The 10,779-nt window shown below is 74.0% G+C and carries 10 protein-coding genes and 1 pseudogene; 5 read left to right on the top strand and 6 right to left on the bottom strand.

Annotation, left to right across the window (positions count from 1 at the left end):
• A partial coding sequence (locus GT030_RS29710) for an anti-sigma factor (protein WP_161203734.1) occupies positions 1-265 on the top strand: 265 nt, incomplete at its 5' end.
• A 128-nt stretch (positions 266-393) separates the two neighbouring features.
• Complete coding sequence (locus GT030_RS29705; RefSeq protein WP_086690667.1) at positions 394-663, top strand: hypothetical protein; 270 nt, start codon at positions 394-396, stop codon at positions 661-663.
• 96 nt (positions 664-759) lie between these two features.
• Here the strand turns inward: GT030_RS29705 and GT030_RS29700 are convergent, their stop codons facing one another.
• From GT030_RS29700 to hmgA, 4 genes are all read right to left on the bottom strand, one after another.
• Positions 760-1,956 carry a CaiB/BaiF CoA-transferase family protein gene (locus GT030_RS29700; protein ID WP_161203735.1) on the bottom strand — a complete coding sequence of 399 codons (1,197 nt, stop codon included), beginning with the start codon at positions 1,954-1,956 and terminating at the stop codon, positions 760-762.
• 47 nt (positions 1,957-2,003) lie between these two features.
• Positions 2,004-3,140, bottom strand: a complete 1,137-nt coding sequence (locus tag GT030_RS29695; RefSeq protein WP_346009767.1) for a type ISP restriction/modification enzyme — start codon at positions 3,138-3,140, stop codon at positions 2,004-2,006.
• Between the two features lie 45 nt (positions 3,141-3,185).
• On the bottom strand, positions 3,186-3,935 hold the full coding sequence (locus GT030_RS29690; RefSeq protein WP_161203732.1) for a GntR family transcriptional regulator: 750 nt from the start codon (positions 3,933-3,935) through the stop codon (positions 3,186-3,188).
• Positions 3,936-4,008: 73 nt separating this feature from the next.
• Positions 4,009-5,322, bottom strand: a complete 1,314-nt coding sequence (hmgA, locus tag GT030_RS29685; RefSeq protein WP_161203731.1) for a homogentisate 1,2-dioxygenase — start codon at positions 5,320-5,322, stop codon at positions 4,009-4,011.
• Positions 5,323-5,518: 196 nt separating this feature from the next.
• On the opposite strand from hmgA, the gene GT030_RS29680 reads away from it, so the two are divergent.
• The 3 genes from GT030_RS29680 (at position 5,519) to GT030_RS29670 (ending at position 9,666) form a co-directional block, all read left to right on the top strand.
• Positions 5,519-6,133 (top strand): TetR/AcrR family transcriptional regulator, encoded by a 615-nt coding sequence (locus GT030_RS29680; protein ID WP_346009766.1) that lies wholly within the window; start codon positions 5,519-5,521, stop codon positions 6,131-6,133.
• A gap of 104 nt (positions 6,134-6,237) precedes the next feature.
• On the top strand, positions 6,238-8,496 hold the full coding sequence (locus GT030_RS29675; protein ID WP_161203729.1) for a molybdopterin oxidoreductase family protein: 2,259 nt from the start codon (positions 6,238-6,240) through the stop codon (positions 8,494-8,496).
• A gap of 87 nt (positions 8,497-8,583) precedes the next feature.
• Positions 8,584-9,666, top strand: coding sequence for a zinc-binding dehydrogenase (locus tag GT030_RS29670; protein ID WP_161203728.1), 1,083 nt, complete (start codon positions 8,584-8,586; stop codon positions 9,664-9,666).
• Between the two features lie 21 nt (positions 9,667-9,687).
• Here GT030_RS29670 and GT030_RS29665 read toward each other — a convergent pair whose 3' ends face one another.
• The gene (locus tag GT030_RS29665; RefSeq protein ID WP_161203727.1) at positions 9,688-10,620 is read right to left on the bottom strand and encodes a DMT family transporter; all 933 of its coding nucleotides are present in this window, start codon (positions 10,618-10,620) and stop codon (positions 9,688-9,690) included.
• Positions 10,621-10,657: 37 nt separating this feature from the next.
• Positions 10,658-10,779 (bottom strand): annotated as a pseudogene (locus tag GT030_RS29660) (transcriptional regulator); the annotation flags it as partial.

The following is a 10,779-nucleotide window of genomic DNA, read 5'->3' as shown; positions in this document are numbered from 1 at the left end:
GCCGTCCGAGGGCCGCGCCGTCGTCACGCTGAGCGGATACGGCAGCCCGTCCGGCGGCCGGGTGCATCAGCTCTGGCTCACGCGCCCCGGCGCTGGACCCCGGTCTCTCGGGCTTCTCAGCGGCGACACGCCCTTGGCGGTCAAGGGACTCGAGAAGTCCGCGGTGTCACTCGCGGTGACCGTCGAGCCGAACGGCGGTTCCGTGCACCCCACTGGCCAGCCTGTTGTCCAACTCACCCTGAAATCAGTCGGATTCGGAGAGTAGTCAATTAGGGATGATCAACCTCCTTGTAGGGAAGGTGAATCCCGTGGCCGAGATACACGCATGCCCTATGGGGACGATAGGGTTACTCTGCCCGTGGGCCGGGTGGATTCGTACGGGTGGGGAGTGACATGGAGCAGATAGCAATGCGCAGCAGGGCCAGGGTCCCTGCGATCACTTGCGGCAGTGGTGCGACCAGCAGGCGTCTGGACCGCCACCTCGCGGTGCTCGGCGGACCTGCCATACCGCAGCAGAAGACGGTCGAGGCGACGTCGCTCATGCGTGAGCTGACCGCGCGGGACACCGTGCGTCAGCGCAGCGACCGGCGCGTCCGCGTCAGCCGGGTCTCTCTCTTCGCCCCCTTGCGCCGGCTGCGCCGGTCGCTCTTCGGCAGTCACTGAGCCGTACCGAGCGGACTCCCCGGAGTCCCGCCCGGTCCCGGCCCGGCCCCGCCGAACAGGCGCCCCGCCCCGCAGTTTCCGCGTGTCACCCCGCGCTCAGGCCGCCACACCGTCCCGGCGCAACGCCGCGATCTCGTCGTCCGTCATCCCCACGGCACGGAGCAGCGCGTCGGTGTGCCGGCCGAGCGCGGGCACGTCCCCCAGCCGCGTCTCCGCGCCGCCCGGCAGCGTGATGGGCGGCAGCAGCGCGCGCAGCGGTCCCACGGGCGAACCCACCCGCCGCCACCGCTCCCGCGCCGCGAGCTGCGGATGTTCCGCCAGCTCCGCCAGATCCCTGATCCGCGCACAGGCGATCCCCGCCGCCTCCAGCCGCGCCAGCGCCTCGCCCGCCGTCATCGTGCCCAGCGCACCGGCGACCAGCGCGTCGGTCCGCTCCCGCCCGGCCACCCGCGCCGCGTTGGTGGCGTATGCCGGGTCGTGCGCCAACTCCGGTCTGTCCAGTACCAGTTCGGCCAGCCGTCGCCACTCCCGGTCGTTCTGCACCGACAGCAGCACCCGGCCGCCGTCGGCTGTGGCATAGGAGTCGTAGGGCACGATGACGGCGTGCGCCAGGCCGGTGCGCGCCGGGGGTTCGCCCCCGTGCATCGTGTGGTGCAGCGGGTGCCCCATCCACTCGGCGAGCGCCTCCAGCATCGACACCTCCACCGGGCCGCCCCGCCCCGTCGTGCCGCGCCGCACCAGCCCGGCCAGCACCCCGGAGAAGGCGTACATGGCCGCCGCGATGTCCGCCGCCGGGATGCCCGCCTTCACCGGCCGCTCGGGCGTGCCGGTGACCGACACCAGCCCCGCCTCGCACTGCACGAGCATGTCGTACGCCCGCTTGTCCGCGTACGGCCCCGAGCCGCCGTACCCCGAGATGTCCACGGCGATCAGGCGCGGGTCGGCCGCGCACAGGGTGGCCGCGTCCAGGCCGAGGCGGGCCGCCGCGCCGTGCGCGAGGTTCTGCACGAACACGTCCGCTTCCGCGATCAGCCGCCGTACGACGTCCAGGCCGCGCGGGTCCTTCAGGTCCAGCGCGATGGACTCCTTGCCCCGGTTGCACCACACGAAGTGCGAGGCGAGGCCCTCGGCGGCGGTGTCGTAGCCGCGCGCGAAGTCACCGCCGTCGACCCGCTCCACCTTGATCACCCGGGCGCCCAGATCGGCCAGCTGGCGGGTGGCGAAGGGCGCGGACACGGCCTGTTCGACGGCGACGACGGTGACGCCCTCCAGGGGCGGCGGCAGCAGATCCATGCCCGCGATGATCTCCCGGCGGGCCACCGATGTCACCCGGCACTCTGCTAGAGCAGGGCGAACTGCCCCTCCGGTCCCTCCTCCTGGTGGTCCAGCACGGAGGCGGGGCGGCGGCTCGGGGGCGCGGGTGGGAGAACTCCGGCCGTGCGCAGATCGGTTGCCGTGATCGGCTCCGACACCGGACCCGGGGCGGGGAGTTCGGTCAGGAGGGTCAGCACCGTGATCAGCTCCAGCAGCTCCGAGGTCCAGCTCTGGGGCCAGGCGCGGGGGCCGATCGCGGCCAGGGTGCCGGGGGCGGCGGGGGCCGTACGGGCCGTGAACCAGGCTTCCAGCGTGCGGACCCCGGCGACCTCGTGCTCCCAGGCCGCGCGCGGGACGGGGGAGACCCGGCCCTCGTCCAGGTACAGGGTCTCGTCCTCGGCGTCGTGGCGCAGGGTGCGCGGGTACGGGGGCAGCGGTGCGCGGACGTACGGGCGGCGGCCGCCGGGCAGCTTGGGGCGCTCCCCGTCCCGGCGCATCAGCCACAGCGCGCGCCGGCCCGCCTCCACGCCCCGTGCCCACACCTCCCGGTCCCCGGTGAGCGGCACGGTGAGGTCGGCCTGCACGGCGGCCAGTATCCACGCGAGCACGTCCGCCGCCGTGGGCCGGGAGCCGAGCCGCGCGGCCAGCTCGTCCAACAGGCCCGGCACCAGGTTGGGTTCGGCGCCGCCGGGACGCCGGTACAGCGGGCGGACACGCCCCGTCCCGAGGGTCGGCGGCAGCGAGGTCGCCAGCAGCCCGGCGCCCGCCTCCACCACGAACACCTGGTGCTCGTCCGCCACCCGCCACAACTCCGGGCGGGCGAGGTCGATCAGCCGGTGGTCCGGGATCAGCCAGCGCTCGTCGAACGGCGCCGCGAGCACCCGCACCGGCTCCGGGCACGGTCCCGAGGCCCGCGCCAGCCGCTCCGTACCGGTGTTCCGGCCGGGCAGCTGGGCCACCGCCGAGTGGACGGTGCGCGACCGGGTCGGCTCGAACAGGGCCTCCCGCTCCGCGCCCTCGACCGCCAGCAGAGCTGTCCACCGGGCCTTCAGGGACGCCGGGTCGGGTGCCGTCGGCCAGGCGCGGCCCGGTCGCAGCGGTGCGACGGACCACGGCATGAGGTCCGCCAGCGGCGGCGCGTCCTCGTACGTCACGCCCGGAATGCTACGGCCTCGGCCCCGGACGGGGTACGGGAACGGTGGTGGCGCTCAGGTCGCCTCCAGGGTGACGGTGAAGGAGAAGCGGTCGCCCCGGTAGTGGATGACGGCCACGTCCAGCACGCGCCCCGCGGAGTCGTAGGTGACCCCCGTGTAGTGCAGGATCGGGCTCAGCAGCGGCACCTCCAGCAGGCGGGCGGTCTCCGGGTCGGCGAGCCGGGCCTCCACCGTGTCGGTGATCCGGCTGATGTCGGCGCCCACCACGTCCCGCAGCACCTTGGTCATCGGCCAGCGGGCCAGATCGGCAGGGTCGATCCGGTCCGCCAGCTCCGGGCGCACATGGTTGACGGCGTGGTTGGTCGGCTCGCCGGTCTTCGCGTCCCCGCGCAGCCGGTGGTAGACCGCCACCTCGGCGAGGTCCGGGAAGTGCTCCGCCCACAGGGGCGGCACCGGAACCCGCGCCACGTCCAGCAGTTCGGCGGTCATCCCGGACTGCTGGGCCACGATCGCGTCCACCGAGCCCAGCAGCCTGACCGGCGCCCCGCGCCGCACCCCCGGCTCGATGAAGGTGCCGCGCCGCCGGTGCCGGCTGATCAGCCCCTCGTCCTCCAGCTCCTTCAGCGCCTGCCGCATCGTCAGCACGCTCACTCCGTAGTGCCCGGCCAGCCGCTCCTCGGTGGGCAGCCGCAGCGGGTCCTCGGGGGAGCGGCCCAGGATGGAGGCCCGCAGCGACTGCGACACCTGGTACCAGAGCGGCAGCTTGCGGTTCAGGACGATCGAGTCCGGGGCGAAAGAGGTCACGCGGCTATCCGTACCTGTCCGGACCGGTCGGCGCAACGGAGCGGTCACACATGGGAGTTGTCACTCGGGGATGTCATGAGGTGCGGAAGTGCGGCTCCAGTCCGCGCCACACGTCGTCGTAGCCCCGCTGGAGGTGGTCCGCGCGGGCCGCCTCCGGGGTGAGGGCGATCGGCCAGCGGGTCTCGAACATGAAGGCCAGCCCGTCATCGATCCGCTGCGGGCGCAGCTCGGCCGCGCTCGCCCGGTCGAAGGTGTCCCGGTCCGGGCCGTGCGCCGACATCATGTTGTGCAGCGAGCCCCCGCCGGGCACGAAACCCTCCGCCTTGGCGTCGTAGGCGCCCTCGATCAGGCCCATGTACTCGCTCATCACGTTCCGGTGGAAGTACGGCGGCCGGAAGGTGTCCTCGCCCACCAGCCAGCGCGGGGCGAACACCACGAAGTCGGCGCCCGCCAGACCCGGCGTGTCCGAGGGGGAGGTCAGGACCGTGAAGATGGACGGGTCCGGGTGGTCGTAGGAGATGGTGCCGATCACATTGAACCGGCGCAGGTCATAGGCGTAGGGCACATAGTTGCCGTGCCAGGCGACCACGTCGAGCGGGGAGTGGTCGTAGGTCGCCGTCCAGAGGTTGCCGCAGAACTTGTTGACCACTTCCACCGGGGCCTCGACGTCCTCGTACGCGGCGACCGGCGCCCGGAAGTCGCGGGCGTTGGCCAGGCCGTTGGCGCCGATGGGGCCCAGGTCGGGGAGCCGGAAGGGCGCACCATAGTTCTCGCACACATAACCCCGTGCCGAGTCGTCCAGCAGCTCCACACGGAACCGGATCCCACGGGGGATGAGGGCCACCTGTGCGGGCTCCACATGGAGGCGGCCGAACTCGGTGTGCAGCAGCAGTCCGCCCTGCTCGGGGACGATCAGCAGCTCCCCGTCGGCGTCCGAGAACACGCGCTCCATCGAGGAGTTGGCGTGATACAGGTGTACGGCCATGCCGCTGCGCTGGGTCGCGTCGCCGTTGCCGCCCAGCGTCCACAGGCCGGCCAGGAAGTCGGTGCCCGGCAGGGGCTCGGGCAGCGGGCTCCAGCGCAGCCGGTTGGGGTCGGGCACGGTCTCGGTGAAGGGGGCGGTGCGGATCGCGCCGTTGGCGGTCCGGGTGAAGGCGGGGTGCGCGGCCGAGGGGCGGATGCGGTAGAGCCAGGAGCGGCGGTTGTGGGCGCGGGGTTCGGTGAACGCCGTCCCGCTGAGCTGTTCCGCGTACAGGCCGAGCGGTGCGCGCTGCGGTGAGTTGCGGCCCTCGGGCAGGGCGCCGGGCACCGCCTCGGAGGAGTGTTCGTTGCCGAACCCGGTCAGGTACGCCAGTGCTTCGGCGGTCTTCCGCGCGTCCCCGGTCATGGTCGCTCCCTTGCGCACGCTTCTCCGGCATTCCTATGGAGCACCGTAGGAATGCCGGAGGATGTGCGCAAGAGGCGAACGCGCCCTTCACCCGGCCGGGGCGCGAGAACCGGCCGCCCGGAGGACGTACGGGGGACGTGCGGGGGACGTGCGAGGACTCCCCGCCCTTCTCCGCCTCCCCTTGGCGAGGCATCATGTGGCCGTGCCCCATGTGACGTCCCTCCGCCGCGCCCCCGTTCAGCGGCGCAGCGCCGAACGGCTGACCAGAATCCTCGACGCCTGCGCCGCCCTCCTGGACGAGGTCGGCTACGACGCCCTGACCACCCGCGCGGTGGCGGAGCGGGCCGGGGTGCCCATCGGCTCGGTGTACCGCTTCTTCGGCAACAAGCGGCAGATGGCCGACGCCCTCGCCCAGCGCAACCTGCGCCACTACACCGAGCACGTCACCACCCGGCTGAAGGAGGCGCCGCCCGGCGACTGGCGGGCCGCGATGGACGTCATCCTGGACGAGTACCTCGCCATGAAGCGCACCGCGCCCGGCTTCGCCCTGGTGGACTTCGGCAACCAGATACCGGTCGGCACCCGCGGCACCGCGCCCAACACCCGCGTCGCCGACCGGCTGGGGGGACTCATCGCCGGCTACCTCGGCCGCACCCCCGACGACGACCTGCGCCGCGTCCTGCTGGTGGCCGTGGAGAGCGCGGACACCCTCGTCCAGCTCGCCTTCCGCACCCACCCGGACGGCGACCCGGCGATCATCCACGAGACGCGGGAGCTGCTGCGGGCCTATCTGGGCCGCGTGCTCGACTGAAGCCCGCCCACAGGGCTCCCCACCATGCCTACCGGTCGGTATGCTCGCCGGAGCCACCGGCGCCCTGCTGCTACGGCCGTGCCGTCGACCCTCCGGGAGGACCCGTGCCCCGCACCGCCCTGCGAATCTGCCCCCTGTGCGAGGCCACCTGCGGCCTGACCCTCACCATCGAGGGCACCCGCGTCACCGCCGCCCGGGGTGACCGGGGCGACGTGTTCAGCAAGGGCTTCATCTGCCCCAAGGGCGCCTCCTTCGGCGCGCTGGACGCCGACCCCGACCGGCTGCGCACCCCGCTGGTCCGGGAGAACGGCGAGCTGCGCGAGGCCAGTTGGGAGGAGGCGTTCGACGCCGTCGCGCGCGGCCTGCGTCCGGTCGTGGAGCGGTACGGCGCCGACGCCCTCGGGGTGGTCCTCGGCAACCCCAACGTGCACACCATGGCCGGTGCCCTCTACCCGACCGTGCTGCTCGGTGCGGTCCGCACCCGCTCCCTGTTCACCGCCTCCACGGTCGACCAGATGCCCAAGCACGTCTCCAGCGGCCTGCTGTTCGGTGACGCCAACGCCATCCCGGTGCCCGACCTGGACCACACCGACCACCTCCTGCTGATCGGCGCCAACCCGCTGGAGTCCAACGGCAGTCTGTGCACCGCGCCCGACTTCCCCGGCAAGCTGAAGGCGCTCAAGGCACGCGGCGGACGCCTCACCGTGGTGGACCCCCGCCGCACCCGCACCGCCAGGCTGGCCGACCGGCACCTCGCCATCCGGCCCGGCGCCGACGCCCTGCTCCTCGCCGCGATGACCACCGTGCTGTTCGAGGAGGGACTCGTCGACCTCGGGGACCTCGCGCCGCACGTCGACGGGCTGTCAGAACTTCGCGAAGCCATGGAGGACTTCACCCCCGAGGCCGTCGCCGGAGCCTGTGACGTCGACCCGGACACCATCCGCACCCTCGCCCGTGAACTCGCCGCCGCTCCCACCGCCGCCGTCTACGCCCGCATCGGCAGCTGCACCGTCCCGCACGGCACCCTGGCGAGCTGGCTGGTCGACGTGCTCAACACCCTCACCGGCAACCTCGACCGCCCCGGCGGCGCCCTCTTCCCCCAGGCCGCCACCGACCGCACCCCCCGCCCGGCGGGCCCCGGCCGGGGCTTCTCCCTCGGCCGCTGGCACTCCCGTGTACGCCGGCTGCCCGAGGCCAAGGGCGAGTTGCCGCTCTCCGCGCTCGCCGAGGAGATCGACACCGCCACCCCCGAGGGCGAGCCCCTGCGCGCGCTGATCGTGATCGCCGCCAACCCGGTGCTGTCCGCGCCCGACGGGGACCGGCTCGACAAGGCCCTGGGCTCGCTGGACTTCATGGTCAGCGTCGACCCCTACCTCAACGAGACCTCCCGCCACGCGCACGTCGTCCTGCCCCCGCCGCCGCCCGCGCAGAGCCCGCACCACGACTTCGCCTTCAACACCCTGGCCGTCCGCAACCAGGTCCGCTACACCCGGCCCGCCGTGCCGCTGGAGCCCGGCAGGATGGCCGAGACCGAGATACTCGCCCGGCTGGTCCTCGCCGCGAGCGGCATGCACGGCGCGGACCCGGCCGCCGTCGACACCATGGTGATCGACCAGACCCTCGGCAAGGCCGTCCGGGAACCCCACTCCCCGGTCCACGGCCGCGACGCGCGCGAGCTGGCCGCGCTGCTCACCGGCGCCGACGGACCCGAGCGCCGCCTCGACCTGATGCTGCGCCTCGGCCCCTACGGCGACGGCTTCGGCGCCCGCCCCGGCGGACTCACCCTCGCCCGGCTGCTCGACCACCCGCACGGCATCGACCTCGGCCCGCTCCGGCCGCGCCTGCCGCAGCCGCTGAAGACACCCAGCGGCAAGGTCGAGCTGCTGCCCGCGCCCCTCGCCGCCGACCTTCCCCGGCTGCGCGAGGCCCTGCGCGAGCGGCCCACCGGGCTCGTCCTCGTCGGCCGCCGCCATCTGCGCTCCAACAACAGCTGGCTGCACAACGTGCCCGCCCTCACCGGCGGCACCAACCGCTGCACCCTGCACCTCCACCCCGAGGACGCCGAGCGCCTCGGCGTGCGCGACGGCGAACCGGTGCGCATCAAGGGTGCGGGGGGAGAGGTGACCGCGCCCGCCGAGGTCACCGACGCCATCCGGCCCGGCGTGGTCAGCCTCCCGCACGGCTGGGGCCACAACCGTCCAGGTACCCGGCTGGGCCACGCCGGCCGCGAACCCGGCGTCAACGTCAACCAGCTCCTCGACGGCACCCTCCTCGATCCCCTGTCCGGCAACGCCGTCCTCAACGGCATTCCGGTCCGGGTCGGCCCCGCCGGCGTCCCGGCAGCCCTGGCGCCGGAAAACTAACGCCGCTAGTTTGGTGCGCCGGCGGACACGCGTCCGCCGGGTACCTCCGGGCCACCGTTGCCCCAGCTTCCGAGGAGACCGCGCGCGATGACCGTACGAGCCGCCGTCCTGCCCGCCGTCGGGGCACCGCTGGAGATCACCGGGATCGAACTCCCCGAGCCGGGGCCCGGCCAGGTGCGGGTGCGCCTGGCCGCCGCCGGGGTCTGCCACTCCGACCTGTCGCTGTCCAACGGCACCATGCGGGTGCCGGTGCCGGCGGTGCTCGGCCACGAGGGCGCGGGCACCGTGACCGCCGTGGGTGAAGGGGTGGCGGGGCTCGGACCCGGCACGCCGGTGGTGCTCAACTGGGCGCCCGCGTGCGGGGGCTGCCCGGCCTGTGCGCGGGGTGAGGTCTGGCTGTGCGGGCACGCGCTGGACGGCGCCGCCCGGGTCCACGCCCGCACGGCCGACGGCACCGAACTCCATCCCGGCCTCAACGTCGGCGCGTTCGCCGAGGAGACCGTCGTACCGGCCGCCTGCGCGCTGCCGCTGCCCGAGGGGGTCCCGCTCACCGACGCGGCCCTGCTCGGCTGCGCCGTCCTGACCGGGTACGGCGCCGTCCACCACTCGGCGCGGGTCCAGCCCGGCGAGACGGTCGCCGTGTTCGGCGTCGGCGGGGTCGGCCTCGCCACCCTCCAGGCGGCCCGGATCGCGGGCGCGGCCCGGATCGTCGCCGTGGACGTCTCGCCGCGGAAGGAGGAGCTGGCCCGCGCCTGCGGCGCCACCGACTTCGTCCTCGCCGACGAGCAGACCCCGCGCGCCATCCGCGCCCTCACCGACAAGCAGGGCGTCGATGTCTCCGTGGAGTGCGCGGGCCGCGCCCAGAGCATCCGTGCCGCCTGGGAGTCCACCCGCCGGGGCGGCCGCACCACGGTCGTCGGCATCGGCGGCAAGGACGAGCAGGTCACCTTCAACGCCCTGGAGATCTTCCACTGGGGCCGCACCCTCACCGGCTGCGTCTACGGCAACTCCGACCCCGCCCGCGACCTCCCGGCCATCGCCACCCACGTCCGGGAGGGCCGCCTCGACCTCTCGGCCCTGGTGACGGAGCACATCACCCTGAAGGACATCCCGACAGCTTTCGAGGACATGCTGGCGGGCCGGGGAGGGCGGGCGCTGGTGGTGTTCTAGGGGGAGACACCCCCTGGGGACTCAGCGCACCCGGTCCGGGCCGGGTGCCGCGTCCGCCACCTGCGCGGGCGCCGTACGCCCCCGCGAGCGGGCCACCGCCACGCCCGCCAGGCACAGCAGGCCGCCGCCCAGCATCACCGGCCCCGGCACCTCGCCGAGGGCCAGCCACGACATCAGGACCACCAGTGCCGGGACGGCGTACGTCGTCGCGCCCAGTTTGGCGGCGCTCGTGCGGGCCAGGGCGTACGCCCACGCGGTGAAGGCCAGCGCGGTGGGGAAGACGCCGAGGTAGATCATGCCCAGCGTGGCCGACAGCGGGGCGTGGGACGCCTCCGAGACCAGTTGGCCGGTGAAGGGCAGGCAGGCCGCCGCGCCGATCAGGCAGCCGAACGTCGTCACCTGGAGGGCGCTCGCGCGGGCCACCGCGGGCTTCTGGGCCACCACCCCGGCCGCGTACGCGACCGCCGCGAGGAGGCAGGCCACCACCCCGAGCACCGAGGAGCCGCCGCCCCCGGCCGACATCGACAGGCCCACGATCACCGCGCCGGTGAAGGACACCGCCATCCCCGCCAGCAGCCGGGGCGGCATCGGATCGCCGAGGAACCGCGCGGCGAACAGGGCGATCAGCAGCGGGCCTACGTTCACCACCAGGGCGGCCGTACCGGTGTCCACGCGCTGCTCGCCCCAGTTCAGGGCCACCATGTAGAAGCCGAACCAGAGCACCCCGGACACCAGGATGCCGGGCCAGGCTCCGCGCGGCGGCCACCCCTCCCGCCGTATCGCACACAGCACGGCCAGGGTGAGGCCGCCCGCGAGCAGCCGGCCGAGCGCCAGCGCGCCCGGCGAGTAGGCGTCACCGGCGGTGCGGATCACCACGAAGGCGGACGCCCACAGCAGCACGGTGACCACGGCCGCGGCCGCGGGCAGCAGACGATGACGCGGACTGAGGTCCATCGGACTCCTCGATCGATTCGGTGAAAGGCAGGCAGTCTCAGACCAGCGCCCGCTCGTCGATGCCCAGCAGCTCCCCCAGCGCACGCGCCCCCTCGGGCGTCACCCGCACCGCGCGCCCCGAGCCCACGCGGGCGCACCATCCGGTGTCCAGCGCGTGCC

It is taken from the genome of Streptomyces sp. SID1328 (assembly GCF_009865595.1).
GTDB classification, from domain to species: Bacteria; Actinomycetota; Actinomycetes; order Streptomycetales; family Streptomycetaceae; genus Streptomyces; species Streptomyces griseoluteus.
The sequence above is the reverse complement of the archived record's forward strand: the minus strand, read 5'-3'. Positions and strand labels throughout refer to the sequence as shown.

What these genes read in the sequence shown, in the direction of transcription:
- GT030_RS29705 (WP_086690667.1), top strand. Translation starts at nt 394, where the DNA reads ATGGAGCAGATAGCAATGCGCAGCAGGGCCAGGGTCCCTGCGATCACT.
- GT030_RS29700 (WP_161203735.1), bottom strand. Translation starts at nt 1,956, where the DNA reads ATGGATCTGCTGCCGCCGCCCCTGGAGGGCGTCACCGTCGTCGCCGTC.
- hmgA (WP_161203731.1), bottom strand. Translation starts at nt 5,322, where the DNA reads ATGACCGGGGACGCGCGGAAGACCGCCGAAGCACTGGCGTACCTGACC.
- GT030_RS29670 (WP_161203728.1), top strand. Translation starts at nt 8,584, where the DNA reads ATGACCGTACGAGCCGCCGTCCTGCCCGCCGTCGGGGCACCGCTGGAG.
- GT030_RS29665 (WP_161203727.1), bottom strand. Translation starts at nt 10,620, where the DNA reads ATGGACCTCAGTCCGCGTCATCGTCTGCTGCCCGCGGCCGCGGCCGTG.